The sequence below is a fragment of the Alteromonas sp. 4NH20-0056 genome, assembly GCF_057539655.1.
Genome location: NZ_BAAJLS010000010.1, coordinates 72,702 through 91,828 on the forward strand (window position 1 = coordinate 72,702; position 19,127 = coordinate 91,828).

The 19,127-nt window shown below is 45.8% G+C and carries 13 protein-coding genes; 4 read left to right on the top strand and 9 right to left on the bottom strand.

Annotated elements, in window-relative coordinates; all coding sequences use genetic code 11:
• The first annotated feature begins 1 nt into the window (after window position 1).
• Both AC27EZ_RS15365 and AC27EZ_RS15370 read left to right on the top strand, forming a co-directional pair.
• Window positions 2-2,482: a LamG domain-containing protein gene (locus AC27EZ_RS15365; protein WP_487136160.1), complete on the top strand. Its 2,481-nt coding sequence runs from the start codon at window positions 2-4 to the stop codon at window positions 2,480-2,482.
• Between the two features lie 9 nt (window positions 2,483-2,491).
• The gene (locus tag AC27EZ_RS15370) at window positions 2,492-4,111 is read left to right on the top strand and encodes a hypothetical protein (RefSeq protein WP_487136161.1); all 1,620 of its coding nucleotides are present in this window, start codon (window positions 2,492-2,494) and stop codon (window positions 4,109-4,111) included.
• Between the two features lie 84 nt (window positions 4,112-4,195).
• Here the strand turns inward: AC27EZ_RS15370 and AC27EZ_RS15375 are convergent, their stop codons facing one another.
• From AC27EZ_RS15375 to AC27EZ_RS15390, 4 genes are all read right to left on the bottom strand, one after another.
• The gene (locus AC27EZ_RS15375) at window positions 4,196-5,074 is read right to left on the bottom strand and encodes an FAD:protein FMN transferase (protein WP_487136162.1); all 879 of its coding nucleotides are present in this window, start codon (window positions 5,072-5,074) and stop codon (window positions 4,196-4,198) included.
• A gap of 202 nt (window positions 5,075-5,276) precedes the next feature.
• On the bottom strand, window positions 5,277-5,948 hold the full coding sequence (locus AC27EZ_RS15380; RefSeq protein WP_487136163.1) for a nitroreductase: 672 nt from the start codon (window positions 5,946-5,948) through the stop codon (window positions 5,277-5,279).
• Window positions 5,949-6,131: 183 nt separating this feature from the next.
• Window positions 6,132-8,087 (bottom strand): methyl-accepting chemotaxis protein, encoded by a 1,956-nt coding sequence (locus AC27EZ_RS15385; RefSeq protein WP_487136164.1) that lies wholly within the window; start codon window positions 8,085-8,087, stop codon window positions 6,132-6,134.
• A gap of 348 nt (window positions 8,088-8,435) precedes the next feature.
• Entirely contained in the window at window positions 8,436-9,137 is a 702-nt protein-coding gene (locus tag AC27EZ_RS15390) for a DNRLRE domain-containing protein (protein WP_487136165.1), read from the bottom strand.
• A 236-nt stretch (window positions 9,138-9,373) separates the two neighbouring features.
• On the opposite strand from AC27EZ_RS15390, the gene AC27EZ_RS15395 reads away from it, so the two are divergent.
• Complete coding sequence (locus tag AC27EZ_RS15395) at window positions 9,374-9,991, top strand: LysE family translocator (protein WP_487136166.1); 618 nt, start codon at window positions 9,374-9,376, stop codon at window positions 9,989-9,991.
• Between the two features lie 26 nt (window positions 9,992-10,017).
• Here the strand turns inward: AC27EZ_RS15395 and AC27EZ_RS15400 are convergent, their stop codons facing one another.
• From AC27EZ_RS15400 to AC27EZ_RS15410, 3 genes are all read right to left on the bottom strand, one after another.
• Window positions 10,018-13,134 carry an efflux RND transporter permease subunit gene (locus tag AC27EZ_RS15400; protein ID WP_487136167.1) on the bottom strand — a complete coding sequence of 1,039 codons (3,117 nt, stop codon included), beginning with the start codon at window positions 13,132-13,134 and terminating at the stop codon, window positions 10,018-10,020.
• A gap of 11 nt (window positions 13,135-13,145) precedes the next feature.
• The gene (locus AC27EZ_RS15405; protein WP_487136168.1) at window positions 13,146-14,471 is read right to left on the bottom strand and encodes an efflux RND transporter periplasmic adaptor subunit; all 1,326 of its coding nucleotides are present in this window, start codon (window positions 14,469-14,471) and stop codon (window positions 13,146-13,148) included.
• A gap of 245 nt (window positions 14,472-14,716) precedes the next feature.
• Window positions 14,717-16,507 carry a diguanylate cyclase domain-containing protein gene (locus AC27EZ_RS15410; protein ID WP_487136169.1) on the bottom strand — a complete coding sequence of 597 codons (1,791 nt, stop codon included), beginning with the start codon at window positions 16,505-16,507 and terminating at the stop codon, window positions 14,717-14,719.
• Window positions 16,508-16,777: 270 nt separating this feature from the next.
• On the opposite strand from AC27EZ_RS15410, the gene AC27EZ_RS15415 reads away from it, so the two are divergent.
• On the top strand, window positions 16,778-17,824 hold the full coding sequence (locus tag AC27EZ_RS15415; RefSeq protein ID WP_487136170.1) for an NAD(P)-dependent alcohol dehydrogenase: 1,047 nt from the start codon (window positions 16,778-16,780) through the stop codon (window positions 17,822-17,824).
• 73 nt (window positions 17,825-17,897) lie between these two features.
• Here AC27EZ_RS15415 and AC27EZ_RS15420 read toward each other — a convergent pair whose 3' ends face one another.
• Entirely contained in the window at window positions 17,898-18,581 is a 684-nt protein-coding gene (locus tag AC27EZ_RS15420) for an RES family NAD+ phosphorylase (RefSeq protein WP_487136171.1), read from the bottom strand.
• Window positions 18,565-18,954 (bottom strand): MbcA/ParS/Xre antitoxin family protein, encoded by a 390-nt coding sequence (locus AC27EZ_RS15425; protein ID WP_487136172.1) that lies wholly within the window; start codon window positions 18,952-18,954, stop codon window positions 18,565-18,567. The genes AC27EZ_RS15420 and AC27EZ_RS15425 overlap by 17 nt, the downstream gene beginning before the upstream one ends.
• Window positions 18,955-19,127: the final 173 nt, after the last annotated feature.

Below are 19,127 nucleotides of genomic sequence, written 5' to 3' on the forward strand. Positions count from 1 at the left end.
AATGCACACCCTGCCCCCCCTTCGTTTGCGTCTTCGGCTGCTTTGCATTGCCACGCTAACATGCGCTATTACCGCATGCGGTGGCGGTGATGCTGAGGTTACATCAACGCCTTTACCACCTCCAACAGAGCAGCCCGTTGTTAATTACACCGGCCCCGCGGCGAGTACCGACGATGTCGCCAATTTTAAACGCGCCTTGTGGGATAATATGGCAACCACTGAACGTTGCGGTGCTTGCCACGTTCAGGGGAAGCAGTCTCCCACTTTTGCCCGTAATGACGACATTAACTTGGCCTATTCTGATACCGGAAGCCTCGTTGACCTTTCACGTCCTAGTGAATCCCGCTTGGTGACTAAAGTAGGTGGAGGACATAACTGCTGGCTCTCGAGCGACAGTGCATGTGCAGACATTATGACAACATGGATAACGGACTGGGCAGGGCAATCTCAGGCACAAAATCAAGCCACTGAAATCGAATTACAAGCGCCCATCGCCAAAGTGCCTGGTGCGACTCGCAACTTTCCCGATAGTCCGGCGTTATTTGAGGCAAATGTGTACCCAATGCTTCAAACGTTTTGCGTGAGCTGTCATACCAACAGTGCAACGATCCCTATTTCTCCTTACTTTTCCTCTAGTGATATTAACGAAGCCTATGAAGCGGCAAAAGACAGGATGAATCTTGATAGACCTGAAGATTCTCGCTTTGTAGTTCGCCTTCGAGACGAATTCCACAATTGTTGGAGTGATTGCCAACAAGATGGTGAAGCGTTGCGCGCAGCTATTGAATCATTGGCAGATAATATTCCCTTGACTGAGCTTGCAGACAACCTAGTAAACTCAAACGCCCTATCATTGTTCGATGGCACGTTAGCCAGTGGTGGCGGACGATTTGAACAGAACACCATTGCTAAATGGGAGTTTAAGACAGGCAGTGGCAATACCGCCTTTGATACGTCAGGTGTCGACCCAGCGCTCGATTTAACCCTATCAGGCGAATATAACTGGGTAGGCGGTTATGGTATTCAACTACAGGATGGCAAAGCGCAAGGCAGCACCACGAATAGCCGTAAATTATACGAACTTATTCTTGGCAGTGGAGAGTTCGCAATAGAAGCATGGGTCGCGCCAGCAAATGTTACGCAAGAAGGCCCAGCACGTATTGTGAGTTATTCAGGTGGGCGTGACCGGAGAAACGTAACCCTGGGACAAACGCTTTACAACTACGATGTATTGCTGCGACAAGACAACACCGATGCAAATGGAGAGCCAGCGCTGTCAACCGCAGATGCTGATGAGGTGTTACAAGCCGCACTACAACACGTGGTTGTAAACTTTGATGCCAACAATCGACGCCGATTGTTTGTAAACGGTGAATTTACCGGCGATATGGATACGGTTGAAGGCGGTAGCCTATTAGATTGGGACGATAGCTTCGCCTTTGTTCTGGGTAATGAAGTATCGGGTGATGTGCCATGGGCAGGCACGATACGCATGGTGGCTATTCATAATCGAACGCTAGCAGAAGACGAGATACTACAAAACTTTGATGCCGGTGTAGGCCAACAATATTACTTACTGTTTGGTATTAGCGAGCTTATCGATACCCCTGAAAGCTATATTGTATTTGAGGTAAGTCAATTCGATAGTTTTAGTTATCTATTTGCAGAACCTTTCTTTGTATCCTTAGATCCCAATGCCGCTATTTCAGACGTTGCGGTTCAGGGAATGCGCATTGGTGTAAATGGGCGAGAATCTTTTGCTGGGCAAGTGTTTGCAACCCTTAATACAACCATAAGTGCGAATAGCTACACACTTGGAAGCGGTCAGCCGTTATCGAGACAAGGTACGATAATTCCACTTGAAAAAGGCCCAGCGCTTGACGAGTTCTTCCTGACTTTTGAAGTATTAGGGGATAACACGGATGTGCGTGTTGAGGCCCGTCCACCTGCCCCGGCGCCAGGCGCAGATATTGCTGCACAAGCTGAAGTTGGCGTGCGTCATTTTGCTGAAATCAATGCGTCCATGGCAAATTTAACCGGTGTGCCTATGAGTACAACGACTGTGAACGATACCTTCACCCAACTTAAACAGCAGCTACCATCTACGACAAATGTGACTAGCTTCTTGGCGGCAAATCAGATGGCCATAACACAACTGGCAATTCGATACTGCGACACGCTAGTCGAGACCGATTCGCTGCGTAACGCTTATTTTCCTGACTTTGACTTTACGTTGCCGGCAAGTACGGCCTACTCACCAGAACGTCGCGTTAATGTTGTCGAGCCAATACTTAGCACTATGTTAGGCAGCAATATTGCCACACAAGCAAATACCGATAGCGTACGCGTTGAAGTGAACGCGCTCATTGACCGCCTTACCACGTGTGACAACAGCACATCATGCACAGCGCAATACACTCGAACCGTAGCAAAAGCGAGTTGTGCGGCGGTGCTAGGTAGCGCAACGATGTTGATACAGTAGGAACAAACCATGGCAAAACTAACTTCTCATTTTTTCAAAAAGCGTCCTACCGGAGCGCCAAATGCTGACGCCCCTTTGTATCACTTAGATCACAGCCGCCCTATGACGCGCAGAGAATTCATTGCACAAGGGTTTTGTACCGGCGCGGCTGCGGTAACAGGCGGCTCTATTTTAAGTATGTTTGCAAACCCAAACCACGCGCACGCAACCCTGTCTCCTGATTTAGAAGCCCTTAAAGCAACGTGCGGCATTGCATCGCAAGGCGCGGGGAAAATTCCATTCATTGTGTTTGATCTTGCTGGCGGTGCCAATATTGCGGGGTCTAATGTGCTGGTAGGTGGTCGCGGCGGTCAGCTAGACTTTCTCAGTACCGCCGGATATAGCCGCCAAGGCTTACCCGGCGATATGGTGCCAAGCATTGCCAACCCCAACACCGGTTTGTCTGATTTTGTAAATAACGAATTAGGGCTAGCCTTTCACAGCGATAGCGCGTTTTTAAACGGCATTTTAGATAAAGTAAGCGTCACTAATCGCGCTAACATCAACGGGGCCGTTATTCCCGCCCGCTCAGAAAATGATACGGGCAACAACCCTCACAATCCTATGTACGGCATAAATCGCGCAGGAGCAGATGGCTCGCTGCTTACCCTTATAGGCTCACGTAATAGTGATTCTGGGGGGAATTCGATGGCTCCTGCTGCGATGATTGACACCGGAATACGGCCGACCAAAATTGATAGACCTTCAGACGTTACCGGTCTGGTTGATACTGGTGACTTGGTAGGCCTGTTAAGTCAGCAAGACTCGGTTGCCGTAATGGAGTCTATCCAACGTATTAGCGATATGAAGCTAAACCGTGTTAATACGCAAATAACCACCGACGATGTGGTTAAAGATATGGTGCGCTGTGGGTACGTAAAAAGTGCAGACATAACCGACCGATTTGGCGATCCAAGTACGCTCGACCCTGCCCTTGACCCACTCATTGTTGGAGCAAGCGGTATTTTTAGCGACGAGGAGTTCGGCAGTGACGGAGAGTTTCGTAAAACGGCATCTGTCATGAAACTGGTTATGAATGGGTTCGCTGGCGCGGGTACTATTACCATGGGAGGCTATGATTATCACGATGGCAGTCGAGCCACCGGCGAAGTGCGCGACCGTCGCGCAGGCCGCTGCATGGGTGCAGTATTAGAATACGCAGCACGATTAGGCGTGCCGGTCATGATGTATGTGTGTAGCGATGGGTCGGTATTCAGTAACGGTATGGTAGACGATTCTGAAAATGGACGTGGAAAAGGCGTATGGACCGGTGATAATTCGTCAACGTCTGCATCGTTTTTCTTAGTATACAACCCAGGCGGCGCACCACAATTGATTGGCGCCACCCCAGATATTCAAGCTCGCCACCAACAGTTGGGCTTTATGCGTAGTGATGGTGCAGTAGAAACGGCATCGACCCCTGCCGCTAACAACGTCAACCTTTTGGTTGAAACCATTATTCTTAATTATTTGGCCCTTCACGGAGAGCAAGGCCAGTTTTCACAACTATTCCCAAGCAATGGATTGGGTAATACGACGCTGATGGACAGCCTGACTGCTTTTGAACCGATTGTAAGCGGCACAATGTAGGCGCCGCGCAACATCTTTCACGAGCCTGCTTCTTCTGTAATCTGCTACATTACGGCTGAGGAAGCTGGCTCTTTTTTACGTTAATTATTGCGTTAAGCCTTTTGAAAAATGAAGTTTACGCTGGTTATCCAAAATAATTGCCTCGTAATCGGGTAAGCGATTAATGAGATTCATTCCATCAACGACACCTAAAACAAATACCGATGTAGATAACGCATCGTTCATGGTGCTGATAGGCCCTATTATCGATACCGACTGAACTTCATACACAGACTTACCGGTTTTAGGTGACAGTATGTGGTGGTAGCGTTTGCCGTCTGCTTCAAAAAAGCGTTCATAATCGCCTGAAGTTGAAATGGCGGTGTTTTCCAGCGGCAGCTTAACCGCTTGTTTCTCTTCATTTCTGGGGTCGCGAATACCAACAACCCATGGCCTCCCGCGTCTATCACCGAGTAATCTTGTGTCGCCACCAGCGGTAACCAGCGCATGCGCTATACCCGCTTTTTTTAGCGCATCAATAGATGCATCAACCGCATAGCCTTTGGCAATACCGCCGAGATCAATTTTAACGTTAGGGTGTGAGAAAAAGATTGATTGAGATTCGTCGTCTAATTGCACGTGCTGATAGTTAATTGCCGCAAGGTGTTCATTGATAACCTTCTCACTGGGCTTTGTGCTGGCTCGGTAATCATACATAAAGCCAACGCTTGCAAACGTAATGTCAAACGCGCCATTGGTGAGCTCACTGACTTCGATGGCCTGCTTTATTACCTGATAGGTAACAGCATCTACCACAACGGGCGCTGCGCTAGCATCGCGATTAACACGCGCTAAAGCGCTGGTTTCAATGTAAGGGCTCATGAGCTGGTTAACTCGTTCCATTTCATCGAACACAAGTGACAGCGCCTTGTTGCCCTGCTCGTTAGTCTCTGCCCACACTTGCACTTCGATATTGGTGCCCATAATGCTTTCCTCACCCCAAAACCATTTTGCATGGGCAGGAAAGAAAATAGAAAGGGTACAAATCAATAAAACGCACGGAGAATAGCGGAACATAGCAGCCTTAAACTAACGCAATAGTAGCCGATAGCCTATCATATTTTGTGCAATAAAAAGGTGTGTATTCTGCGTAGGTAGGTATACACACCCTCTTCTGTCGCACAAATTAGAACCCGTGGTACGTTACAAACTCGTCATTGTCTGCACGGGTCGAACGCACATCGTTAGCAGGAAAGTCGTGATCGGGATAACCAAGGGCAATACATATCATAATGGCTTCGTCATCGGGAATATTGGCGTATTTATGCACCACTTCAGACTGCATAATTCCTTGGCCATTAATAACGCAACCTAACCCTAAATCCCATGCGGCGAGTACAATACCGTAAGCCAATGATCCTAAACCGAACTGGGTGATCCCTGCAGGCTCTAACGATTTGTCGTAAGTTAAAACCAACGATACCGGCGCATCGAACTGGCGAAAACCGCGCATCATCCAGTCCATACGCTTCTCTTTATCTTCTCGAGTAATGCCCATGACATCGAACAACTGAACAGCAACGTCGATTTGGCGCTGGCGATGAATACCTTCATAGTCTTCTTTGTAAGGAAAGTCTCGTACGTGAGGCTTGCCTGCTAGCGTATTCTCGGTATTCCCTTGTCGAATGTTATCTAGCACATCGCCCGTTACGGCGTGAATTTTCCATGTTTGCGTATTGTAAGACGAGGGCGCCCACTTTGCGGCATTAATGATGGCATCAACTGTTTCTTTTGATACGGGTTGCTTAGTAAACCCTCTTACACTTTTTCGTGATGCCGCAAATTCAGCGAAATTCATATGCATTCCTTCTACGCGTTGTGTTTATTTTAATTGTTAAAATAGAGTAAACACAGCCCGTTTGGGATGCAACAAATAGGAACGGTTGATAGATTGTTTATTCTTATAGATATGTATGTACACGGCGCATTTAACATTGATGTTGTTATTACAAAGATAATAACAACATCAACCTACCGCTTATTACAGTTTAAATTGCCCGACTAACTCATTTAGGTTTCGTGAGAGCACAAGTAAGCTGTCGGCATTATCAGAAAGCCCTCTCGACGCATGCCCAATATCGGTTGTGGACGATTGCATGCCAACAATGTTTCTACTGATCTCTTCTGATACTTGATACTGCTGTTCAGCTGCCGTCGCAATTTGCGTAATTTGGTTCATTATCTGCTGCACTAGTGCGCTAATATCTTCAAACGTTTTGCTGGCTTGATTAGACTGTTCAGTCGCGCGTTCAGACTGCTGCAAACTGGTATCCATTTTTCCAGAAACAAACCGCGTGCGGTCAATTAACTTCGATAACATCCCTTCTATTTCTTCCGTGGCACCGTGAGAACGTTGGGCTAAGGTTCTAACCTCATCGGCTACTACAGCAAAGCCGCGCCCTTGCTCGCCTGCTCTCGCTGATTCAATAGCAGCATTTAGCGCAAGTAGGTTAGTTTGTTCTGCAATGCTTCTAATGACACTCAATATTTGGTTGATATTTCCGCTTTCACTTTCAAGCTCTTTGGTTGCCACCGACGAGTCACGGGTAAGCTGCATGAGTTGGTCAACCTGCGTTACCGTGTCTTGAATAATGGTGCGACCGCTGTGACTTGCTTTATCGGTTTGCTCGGTGGCATCTTGTGTCGACACACAATTTTGCGCGACCTCTTGCGCCGCTGCGGCCATCTCATTAGTCGCCGTAGCAGCGTGTTCTATCGAGTTTTCTTGCTTTTCACTGGCTTGCTTTAACGATGTTGCCATGGCACTGAATTCGTTAGACGATTGATAAAGGGTTTCTGCTTGCGATTTAATTCTTGTGATGAGGTCGCCAATGGAGTCCATGAACGCATTGAAATAATTGGCCAGCTCGCTAATTTCATCATGGCCGCGTACTTCTAACCGCTGCGTTAAATCACCACGGCCATCAGCAATACCTTTTAAACTACGACTAATGCTAATAATGGGCGCAACAATGCGATTCGCTAATAGCACCCCCAACACACTACAAAGCACCAACATAACCACTAACACAACCATCATTGTTGTGACAATGTTCCATGCAGGAGCTTCAATATCGGCGCTTTCGATAACGCCAACGAACTGCCAATTTAACGCGGGTGAGCGGTAGCGTGTTATGGTCAATTCGCCGTCGTCTCCATCCACCGTGAAGTTTGTTTCTCGCTCAGTGCTTAATGCGCTATAAAGCGGGTCACCACGTAGCTCGCTGATATTCTTAAAATTATTACTCTTATTTCGCGGGTCGGCTAACACTACGCCATTTTGATCGACCAAAATCACATAGCCACTTTCACCCAACTTCACGTTATTGACTAACTTAGTTAAGGTATCTAGCGTAACGTCAATAGATTGAACACCGACTACACTGCCACTTGCGCCAGCGATTGTGACAGCAATAGAAATCATTGGCCCGCCAGATATACCTTGATACGGTGAAGTGATTATCGCATTACCCTTGGCTTCTTTCGCTTGGATGTACCATGGGCGCTTACGGGGGTCGTAGTTCGTCATTGGCTCGGCAGGATACTGAATAAACCCACCGGTTTCCGTTCCCATATAAACGTTTAACAAATTAGGGTGCTTTTCACGAAACTGACCGTGAAATTCAAAAATAGCACGTTCAACAGCACCGTTCTGCGACGGTGTCATATCGGCTTCTCTGCCTACGTAACTGGTAATTGACACATCACCCGCAGCTGTAAGACGCTTGTCATCTGCCATATAGCGCACGTGCTCTTTCATGCCTTCGAAAAACAGCTCAAAAGCATTATCAATTTGGTTTATCTCTTGCGTGGCGCTATTAATGAAATAGTGTCTTGACTGGTTGAACGTTTGAACCGCTGTGGTTACCACCAACACGATAATGGGTATCGTAACTGCAACCAAAAAGGCGGTAATTAACTTACTGCGAATGTTCATAGACACTTCTCTCTTTTTTTGTTTTATAAGGCGGATAGCCCAACATCTTCACTCCTACCCTACCAGTATTCAGACAGTGGCGTAAATCCTTCGCACCCTAAAAAGTTAGTCGTGATGTAAAAATAAAACACGCCAGCGAGTGTGCGCTGTATAGACAGTATAATGCATGAGAGAATATTGAGAGCGTTAATGTATAGCAGTGAATGAATTACCGCTGTAAATTTTCGTGATGTATGCCTGTTTTTCGAAAACGTAAGGGGTCGGCTGTCAACTTACATAGGTAAAGAAAGGTAAAAAAAAGCACCTCATAATAGAGGCGCTTTTCAGTATAACTTTGAACAGCTTATACTATTTTTTGATGAAACGACGTGCGCCTAAACCTATCAACCCTAACGCAAGCACTGCTAGTGACGAAGGCTCAGGTACTTGATTTATCACTAAACGAGGTGCGCTTTGGCCGTCTAGAGAAAATGAAGCTGCAACAAAATCGTCTTCTATTCTCATACGCAAACCCAAGTTATCTTGAGCGCCACTTAACCATGCTTGAACTAACGCCGTTAAATCAATTTCAAACGCTTGACTGTAAGCTGCCGAACCGCTCGGACCGTTGGTGCCAAACTTAAACTCATCTTTTGTGCCTGTTGTATTGAATACTGGGGCATTTGCACTTTCGTCCCAACTCTGTGTTACCGTACTCAAAAACAAGTCTGCGTTAGCATTAACAGAGTTCAAGCGATTATTTTGATTTAAGTACAATGTGGCACTGCCAAGTTCCAGATAAGAAGCAATAGAGCTTAAATCGAACATGAAAAACAACTGAGTCTCAAGCTGAGGGTTGTTGTTACTAGCACCGCCTCTTCGCCCACGAACGAAAAAGTCTGTACCGCCAGAACTCGAAAAATTTGCGGCCGAGGCAGGAGCGTCGCCATTTCTTGCGGTAGTGATGAAGCTATCAAGCCCAAGCGTGGTTGAAATAAGACTTGCCTGCGCTGAGAAAGCAGACGCTGCGAGGGCGAGACCAAGGATAATACTTTTGATTTTACTGCTCATTTAATTTACACAACCTAAACATCATTGAAATTCCAAGCTAACCAATGCAAACATTACGCCAAACCATTAAAACAATTTAAATCAATAACTTAAATTAGCTTCATGGGCAGCTTGTAAAAAAACCTGACAATCAGACAACACATACTAATGTTGATATGCCTGACACTCACACACTTGCGCACTCACCCATTTTCTGGCAATTTTCGCGCTCGAAAATTAATTGTAGGAACTACGCTATGAGTTGGGGCATGTTGTCTGTGTTTATTCCCACCTTTTTCTTTGTATCTATCACCCCTGGTATGTGTATGACCTTAGCAATGACGCTAGGCATGAGCATAGGGGTAAAACGTGCGCTGTGGATGATGATAGGAGAACTTGTTGGCGTAGGGCTAGTGGCGACACTATCGTCCATTGGTGTGGCGACGCTACTGCTTAACTACCCCTCGGTGTTTATAGCACTTAAGTATGTCGGTGGTGCTTACTTGTTATACGTAGGCATTCAAATGTGGTTGTCTCGCGGAAAAATGGCTATTGCTAGCGAAGGCAATGAGCACCAAACCACACGTTCAGCGTTAATGACTCAGGGCTTCGTTACCGCGATAGCCAACCCCAAGGGCTGGGCGTTTTTTGTAGCTTTACTTCCGCCATTCTTATTACCTGAACAGCCGTTAGCGCCCCAACTCGCAAGTTTAATTGCTATCATTTTAACGCTAGAGTTTTGTTGTTTACTCACTTATGCGTCTGGCGGAAGAACATTACGCTCGGTGCTGCTGAAAAGTGGTAACGTTCGTATTATGAACCGCATCGCGGGCTCACTCATTGCCGCCGTTGGCATTTGGCTGGCGCTGGGTTAATGGATTGCTCATTAACCCATCCCCAATCACTTCCTAGCGCTAAGCGCGCCTTTAATGTCTGTCCAATACCCTCTGAAATATTGCTTAACGTCTTCAAGGATCAAATAATTGATAGGCACGATAAATAGCGTGATTAATGTGGCGAATAATATTCCAAAACCTAGGCTGACGGCCATGGGTATTAAAAACTGAGCCTGCGTAGACTTTTCGAACAACAGCGGCATTAGGCCAGCAAATGTAGTTAACGATGTTAATAGAACCGGCCTAAACCGGCGGCCACCTGCGTCATAAACCGCTTTTTTCAGTGCCACACCTTCAAGGCGCTTTTGATTAATATAGTCAACCAACACTAACGAATCGTTCACTACAACGCCCGATAACGCCAACATCCCCATAAAACTTAACAAGGTTAAATCCATTCCCATGATCCAATGCCCCATTACAGCACCCACAAGACCAAAAGGAATAACCGACATAACAATCAGCGGTTGCGAATACGATTTAAACGGTATCGCCAACAGAATATAAATAAGAATTGCCAGGCCAATTCCCCCAACCATCAAACTTTGCGACGATTCTTGCTGATCGCGCGCTTCCCCGGCCATTTCGAAGGTCACGCCTGGGTATTGGCCAAGTTGCTCTGATAGCCAAGTATCAATCTCTTTTTGCACTAAGGTTAAGTCGCCATTTTGCTTGTCGAAGTCAGCAGTTACAGACAACGTTCGCTGGCGATCAACACGCAAAATACTGTCTGGGCTAAAACCCGGTAAGATATCAGCGACTTGCCACAATGGCACTTCTTGATTGGGGCCAAGGCGGATCATCATTTGTTCAAGTGTTTCAATAGATTGGCGAGCCTCAAGTGGGTAGCGCACCATAACACGTACCTCCTCTCTCCCGCGCTGTATACGTTGAATTTCAAAACCGAACACAGCTTGGCGAACTTGACGAGCCACCGTGTTTAAATCAACGCCTAACAACCTCGCTTCTGGTTTTAGCGCCAACTGTAATTCCTCTTTACCATCGGAGAGCGAATCCTCAATATCGAAAACGGCGGCATACTCGCCCATTTTAGCTTTAAGTTTATCTGCTAACTGGCTCAAGGCGTTGGTATCTCGCCCCTTCAGTTCGACATCAACCGGAGCTCCGCCCCACCCGCCTATTTCAGCACGGTAGTTCAATTGTTCAGCACCTGCAATTTGCCCCACTCGTTTGCGCCATTCATTGACTATCTCACGCGTGGATACGTCAATTGTTCGCGTTTCTGGAGGAACTAAGTCTATTTGCACACGCCCGGTGGTGGCGTTCCTCCCACCGCTTACCGAATAAATATTTCGAATTACCGACTCACCGGTATCTTCATCGAGGTATTCATTTTTTAACGCCTGAGCATGGCCAGTTATGGCTTTTACAATACGGTCTGTACTTTCAAATGCCGTTCCAGCAGGCATAACCAGCGTGGCGGTGGCCACCTCGCTTTGAACCCGTGGGAAAAACACAAACTTAGTTTGTCCGCTGGCAATAGAGCCTATGATGATAATCAAAACCGAGAACATCAATATCCAACTCGCGTATCGCCATTTCATTGCGCGCGCTAACACTGGCTGATAAGCCCGTTCGATAAGTACCTCTAGCGACCTTGCTACTTTCTTTTGAATTTCAGACAACTTCGAGGCCGGTTTATCGCCGCGTGGTTTTACGTGTTTTAAATGCGCTGGAAGGATAAATTTCGATTCGATTAAGGAAAACAACAGCACGGGAATAATGACAAACGGAATGGCGGCATACCAGCTTCCACGACCAGTTTGAAAGGCAAGCGGAAGAAATGCAGCAGCAGTTGTGAGAATACCAAACGTGACCGGCACCGCCACTTCCTGCGTACCCTTAATGGCGGCATCAAGCGGGTTTTCGCCTCGTTCCAAATGAGCATAAACGTTTTCGCCTGTCACAATCGCATCGTCCACAACAATACCGAGCACTAATATAAAGGCAAACAGGCTCATTAAGTTCAAACTAATATCAAAGACAGGCATCAGTAAGAATGCGCCCATGAAGCTCATTGGAATACCCAAACATACCCAAAAGGCTACCGATGGGCGTAAGAACAATGCTAGCAAGGTAATAACCAATAAAGCGCCTTGCCATGCACTGGTTGAGAGCGTTGCAAGGCGCGCTTTTATCGGCTCACTTCTGTCTCTCCAAAAATCTAAATTTAGCCCCTCAGGCATTTGCCCTTGCTTTAATGCAACGTAATCTTTAACCGCTTGCGTTACCTCAATAATACTCTCATCGCCGGTACGGAACACTTCAACCTCTACCGCAGGCATACCGTTAAATCGCGTTTTAAGGGGCGTTTCTTCAAACGCATCGATAATCGTACCCAAGTCGCCCAATTTAATCATGGTGCCGTCTTGGGTGGTTACGATAGGAATATTGGCGTACTCCAACGCATTGTAAGCCTGGCCTCGGCTTCGAATGAAGATATCGCCGCCTTGTGTTTTCAAGTTACCCGCCGACACATCGGTGGCATTTTGGCGAATAACGGTAGCGACCTGCTCTAAGGTAAGGTCGTATTTTCTTAACACTAGCTCAGGAATTTCTATCGAAATTTCAAACGGTAATGTTCCGCCAACCTCCGCTTGTGAAATCTCACGTTTTGACGCTAACTCATCCCTTACCGTATCGGCCAGCCTGCGAAGCGTAATAGGATCGTAATCACCATAAAGCACCACACCAATAGCATCTCGACGCCATTGCGGCACTTGAATCAGCAGGTTTTCAGCATCGACAGGAAAATTATTTATAGAATCCACGCGTATTTTTACGTCATCGAGCATTTGTCGAACGTCGTACCCTTCCTCTACTTCTATAGTAATAGAGGCACTTCCCTCGCTGCTTGACGAGTTCAGTTCACGTATGCCTTCTAAATCTTGTACCGCCTCTTCTACGCGGATTGTTATTCCTTCTTCCACCTCTTGCGGCGATGCGCCTGGAAGTGACATTGATACGCGCACACTGCGCTGCTCAAACTCGGGGAATAAGTCGACAGGTATATGGTTAGAAACTACGTACAAGCCCGAGATTAAAATGACGGCCAGGAGAATATTTGCGGCAACATCGTTTTTAGCAAACCATGCAATCATGTTGGCAACTCCTACTGTTCTTTAGATGCGTTAGTGCTGTTGGCGGTATCTGCTGCGTTTGTCATAATTGCATTGACCGCAGTGGTGCGAGATGACTCTGGTAACGTGTCTTCGAGTGTTTTTACTTTAGTACCATCAGGGATATTCGCCGTAGGCGTAAGTATTAACTTATCTTCTGGTTTAAGTGAGTTTGAACGCATGTGAGTTGTATTATCAGGCAATGCTGACACGATTACATTATCGTTGTCTGTCCAAAGTGGCGTAATAGCGCGTTTACGGAGAATGCCGTTATCTACAACACTGACTCGGTTGCTTTGCGACACAGCCTGGCGTGGAATAACGAACACACTGTTTAACTGCTGCCCTTCCACTTGAGCTCGCAAAAACTGTCCAACCCGCAATGCAGGTCTTTGAGAGGTAGCACTAAACGGATTTTTCACTTGTGCTACTAAGAAAAGCATACGGGTGGTGGGGTCGAACGCCCCTTCCGTTCTTACTATTTCGCCTTCCCATTGATACGTTTTGGTGCCTAAATCTCCAAATAATTTGACCCTAGGATTCGATGACTGTCCTGCGCTGTTTTGGTCTAAAACAAAGTACTCTAATTCGGCGGTTTTAATCGGTAAGCGCACTTCGACAACGTCTGTGCTGTATATCGATGCAATGGTTTGTGAAGGGGTAACTACTTGCCCAATATCAATTGATTGGCTTAGTACCATGCCATCAAATGGCGCTTTTATCTTTGTTCGCTCTAAATTGAGCTGTGCCCCCATTAATCGTGCTTCGGCCGCTTGTAGCGCGGCTTCGGCTGCGGCAACTTGTGGTTTGCGTAGTGCAAGCAACTTCGCCGCTTCGTTTTTCGGTTGTCTATTCCACTGCTGCGCTGAAAAGTCTGCCTCGGCAAGTTCTTGCAGATAATTTACATTCGCTTCAGCAACCGCTGATTTGGCGATATCTACCTCAATTCGAAAATCGCGATCTTCTAGTTGAACCAGCACATCCCCTTCTTTAAACGTTGCGCCTGCACGGATGTTGGGTGATACCGCGATCACTCTTCCTGATACATCGGCAACCAATTGCGTTTGCGTCAGCGGTTGTGCCGTGCCGTAAGAGCCAATCCATACTTCATAGTTATCAATAGAAAGGTCCATCACATCAACAGCTACGGTTGGCGCGGCTTGCGCACTTCCCCACTTTTTAGCTTCGGGTTTACTCGAAAACATCGCGGTAACAATAAAAAATGCGACGATGAGGATAAGAATAGATACAACAAGGTGAACTAACCATGGCGCTTTCTTATTGTAAATTGTTGCTTCGTTACTATTGTTATTACCCATTCCCGTCTCCGAACACACCACAACTAACATTATTATTCTGTGCAGAAGATACGGGGTTTTGATGTGATAAGAACACTTTAAGCGATAAAAAGTAGGTAATTAGAGTTTAATGAGATAAATAAGTAATTTACGCTTTCGTCGACGATAGAGGGCCTACGCTGCAATTTGGCTATTTGCACAGTTACCTTTAGGGTAAAATCAAAAACGCAGGCTTCTCGCCTGCGCATTTTTGAAGAGTAACGGCATCAACGCTTTTGGGTATTCATACCGATAGAGAGGACCATGTCATCTAAAATATCGTTGAGGCCAGTAATCTTCTCATGTGCGATAAAAATACTCATTTTCGACTCTACCGCAATATCGCGCTCATTATCTTTACCATCAAACGTGTTATTTAACGCCGTTTGAACACGCTCGAAGAAAACACGTGCGCTTCGCTCTTCGATGTTATGCAAACATAAAATGAACTGTTCTGTACCGAAACGCCCTAAAATATCATTCCCGCGAGTGGTTTTTTGCAGTGCTTGTGCAATTTGACGAAGTACACTGTCTGCTTTCGTCGAGCCCAATTTGCGTGTAATCTCGCGCAAATTACTTATGTCGAATATGGCGATAGCGATAGCGCGCTCAGACTTAGGAGGCGCTAGCCTATCAATACGCCCTATCGCGGTTTGGGCATTAAGTAGCTGCGTTACTGGGTCGATAGCTTTTGCTGCTAGAAACTTCTTGCGCAATACATACGCCGCAACCCCGGTGAGAATAAGAATAATAACAGCGATTACCATCAGCATATTATTGCGGCGTTGCTCGGCTGCCTCTATTTCCGACTCTAAATCATAAATTCGGTTGTATAGATTTGCTGCACTTAATACGCGAGCAGAGTCCTGCTGTTTAACTCGCTTTTTCTCTGCTTCTTTGGAGAATACCTGATTGGCAACTCGAGCTTTTTCAATATCTCCTAATGCTAAATGCATCGCTAAATTGAAACTTAAATAATCAAGGTTGGTAATAAAGTTCGCAGGAATGAAGTTATCTGTATTTTCGATGCTGTTCAGATAGTTTTGCACACATTTTAGATCGTTTTTCTGCAAACATACTTCAGCCTCATGCCACTTATAAATAAGCATGCCAAAGCGACTAGAAATAGAAGTTACCGCCAGTTTTAAATCTGGCAACGTCAACGCAAGCTTTTCATAATCCTGCGTTTTACGATAATAAAAAGACAGCGCGTACTGATAAAGGTAATTCGTCAGCGGCGTATCAATTTCGTTATTAAGCATGCCGTATTCAGCAATACGTTTGTAGGCTTCATCAGTTTGCCCGCTGCCCAGTAGTGACACAATCGCACTAATTAAAATACTTAGCTTGTTACTACCCTCGTACACTTGAAGCCCCATTTCATGGGCTTTTAGATACTGTTCAGCAGCTAACGAGTGTTGCCCTAAACTGCCGTATAACAAGCCGATTGAGTTGTGAATATGCGCTAACTCACCAGGGCTACCAATATCAGAATAGCGCTCTAGCACACTAAACATTTTACCTAAACGCTCGGCCACATCCATTGAGTCAGAACAGTAGGTTATCAACCCAAGCGATGCGCTTGTAAACACATCGCTATGGCGCTCTGGTGAAGAAAGCGTCTGTGCTTTTGAATAATATGAGCAGCGAGCAGGGTTTTCTTGTGCATCGTAAACAAAACCGATTTGGTGAATGGCAGACACGTAAGCATAAGACTCTTTATCTATATCATCTTGCTCAACAATGTCTTTTAGCAGGGTAAGTGCGCTGGCGTAGTCACCTTGGCAAATAAGAAACTGCCCTTTGGCAGCATTTAGCGCAAAGCGTTGCTGCGAGGTTAACGTGTCGCGGGCAAGCACCGCCTCTAATTCGGGAAATAATTCGTCGTTAGGACAGTCGTAAGACGGCGACCGCATCGTATCAATGACAGCATCAATATCGTCGTTAGCACACACAGCCGATGAAAGCACATATAGACTGATAAAAAGAAAGATAATGAAAGAAGTGTGTAGTTGCATAAATAACGGTTTTTATATTTTTCTCTATAGTATCTATTTGAATGGTTAACTACTACCGAAGCGACACAAAAAACACGTTCTGTTTCACTTTTTAGCCGTATTTCGCGCGAAAGAAATACTCTGTAAACGGTTCACCAGACAATCTCTATGTTTATCGTTAAAAACAGCGCTCTCTCATTAGCCTTACGTTAAGTTAATCAAATGTGCTAATTACATTGCAAATACGTTATGCTGAAGACTAATCCCAATCCATAACGTACTGAGGTTCATATGAAAACAATTGGTTATGCGGCACATTCTACTGACGCACACATGGTGCCTTACCATTTCGAACGACGTGAGTTGCGTGATAATGATGTCGCTATTGAAATTCTTTATAGTGGAATCTGTCATTCAGACCTTCATACGGTTAACGGAGATTGGGGCCCGCAGCCATACCCTCTTGTGCCAGGCCACGAAATTGTTGGCAAAGTTATCGATATTGGCGCAAAGGTAAACCATTTCAATATTGGCGACCATGTTGCTGTTGGCTGCATGGTTGATAGCTGCCAATCATGTGATCAATGCGATAATCATGAAGAGCAATATTGTCGTAATGGCATGACGCCAACCTACGGTGCACCCGATCGCATTTCAGGCGAGACCACACAAGGAGGGTATGCAAAACACATTGTCGTTCGCGAAGAATTCGTACTTTCTGTACCTGATGCCCTCGATTTATCGAAAGCGGCGCCGATTCTTTGCGCGGGTATCACCACTTATTCACCATTGAAAACGTGGAACGTAAAAGCGGGAAGCCGTGTGGGTGTAATAGGCATGGGTGGACTGGGTCACATGGCGGTCAAACTCGCCGTCGCAATGGGTGCAGAAGTCATTGTGATTTCCCGCTCAAACTCTAAAGAGAAAGACGCCATGGACAGCGGGGCTAAAAGCATTTTAGTGTCGACCGATCGTAAAGCAATGAAAACCGCTGCATCATCGTTTGACCTTATTATTGATACTGTGCCGGTAAAACACTCTCTTGATCAATATACCCCTCTGCTTGATGTAGACGGTACCTTGGTTATTGTAGGTCAAATTGGGCCAATGGAAGAACCAATGACCGCGCCACTTGTGATGGGAAGACGCAGAGTAGCAGGCTCACTCATTGGTGGTATAAAAGAAACCCAAGAAGTGTTGGATTTTTGTGCAGAACACGGTATCCACCCTGAATGCAAAGTTATTCGAGCTGAACAAGTCAATGATGCTTTTACGCATTTAAAACAAGGCGATGTGGCCCATCGTTTTGTTATCGATATGGCAAGTTTAACGCTGTAACCTCTGTTTAAGCGCATCACGTAACCTTACGTTGATGCGCCTTATATGCAATGGTTACTTACGTAATGAAAACCTATTTGATGAGGTTTACTTCGAGTATATTTTCAATCTTCTGCTTTTTACCACTCCATACATACTTAAAATGCCCACCTTGAACGGGGATGGTAACGGCTTTTGGCTTAAATGCAGCAACACATTCGCCGCCTTCATCGCGGACGCTTTTATACAATAAGCCATTACTGCCATTCGTGCGCATAGTCTTCGCAAATTGCTGGGGAGCGGTATAATCGTCAGCATATAAATGCGCGAACGCATCGCCCCTAACATCATGAAGTTCCAGCGCCACTTTATTGATATAGCAGCGCATCGTTATTTCAGTATCAGGCTCGTTCGTTGCTGACAAAAACTTTTCGCGATGATAGATAGTTTCAGCAAAAGCCGTATCTAAATCTCTTGCACCATAGTAAACACCATATTCAACGCCATCGGCAAAACGACTAGGCAAAGAGATATGTGTAAATGCCGCCATTATAGACGTCGAGCCTGGGCCTGAAATTCTTTCTTCAGCGGGTACCAGCGCTAAATTACCTACTTCATCACGGAGCCTGTCATTCGTCATCGACTCGATGGCAAAAACAATCTCAAGTTCATCTGGCGACGCTACGTTTTCGAATAAATCGATGGGGGGAAAGTGACTAGGGACTAAACGGTGCAACTTTTCCCAGTCAGGCAGTAACGTATTAACCTCGTTGTGCATCAAGGTATCTCCGCATGTCATTCAAATGCACTATGCTACCTTTTAGCATATAGGCTAACGCCGATTCATTATTAAAGTAGCTATTAGGCTTTTTAATCCACGCATCAGCCTGCTCTCGTGTTGGAAATAGAATACCTAACGCCTTGTAAATACCCATAATGTAAGAGATTCGCTCCATTGTATCTACCGACAGGCTAGATGCCTGGCCTTTTTTCCAATTATAAAACGTTGTCGAGCCGGGCTTACCAAGCAAGGTGATTTGATCTTGGTTTTTAACGTTCCACTCATTCATGATGTTAAAAAACACCTTAAGTGCGACTTGGGCCGTTTTACTTGGATTTTGCGCTAGCACCTTACTTTCTAGGGCAGTCATTACGAGGTTCCTACTACTGAATTAATAACAAATATAGTTCAATTTCGGAGTACTTTCAATATTCACTACAAATACGAACGTCATAACTTCACGTTGTTTGGCGCGCTTGAGCGAAAGGATCATAAACTTAATCCCTTCAGATTGCGTAAAAGCCAAGTATATATTATCTTTTT

Coding starts and splice junctions, on each gene's coding strand:
- AC27EZ_RS15365 (WP_487136160.1), top strand. CDS start 2: ATGCACACCCTGCCCCCCCTTCGTTTGCGTCTTCGGCTGCTTTGCATT.
- AC27EZ_RS15370 (WP_487136161.1), top strand. CDS start 2,492: ATGGCAAAACTAACTTCTCATTTTTTCAAAAAGCGTCCTACCGGAGCG.
- AC27EZ_RS15375 (WP_487136162.1), bottom strand. CDS start 5,074: ATGGGCACCAATATCGAAGTGCAAGTGTGGGCAGAGACTAACGAGCAG.
- AC27EZ_RS15380 (WP_487136163.1), bottom strand. CDS start 5,948: ATGAATTTCGCTGAATTTGCGGCATCACGAAAAAGTGTAAGAGGGTTT.
- AC27EZ_RS15385 (WP_487136164.1), bottom strand. CDS start 8,087: ATGAACATTCGCAGTAAGTTAATTACCGCCTTTTTGGTTGCAGTTACG.
- AC27EZ_RS15390 (WP_487136165.1), bottom strand. CDS start 9,137: ATGAGCAGTAAAATCAAAAGTATTATCCTTGGTCTCGCCCTCGCAGCG.
- AC27EZ_RS15395 (WP_487136166.1), top strand. CDS start 9,374: ATGAGTTGGGGCATGTTGTCTGTGTTTATTCCCACCTTTTTCTTTGTA.
- AC27EZ_RS15400 (WP_487136167.1), bottom strand. CDS start 13,134: ATGATTGCATGGTTTGCTAAAAACGATGTTGCCGCAAATATTCTCCTG.
- AC27EZ_RS15405 (WP_487136168.1), bottom strand. CDS start 14,471: ATGGGTAATAACAATAGTAACGAAGCAACAATTTACAATAAGAAAGCG.
- AC27EZ_RS15410 (WP_487136169.1), bottom strand. CDS start 16,507: ATGCAACTACACACTTCTTTCATTATCTTTCTTTTTATCAGTCTATAT.
- AC27EZ_RS15415 (WP_487136170.1), top strand. CDS start 16,778: ATGAAAACAATTGGTTATGCGGCACATTCTACTGACGCACACATGGTG.
- AC27EZ_RS15420 (WP_487136171.1), bottom strand. CDS start 18,581: ATGCACAACGAGGTTAATACGTTACTGCCTGACTGGGAAAAGTTGCAC.
- AC27EZ_RS15425 (WP_487136172.1), bottom strand. CDS start 18,954: ATGACTGCCCTAGAAAGTAAGGTGCTAGCGCAAAATCCAAGTAAAACG.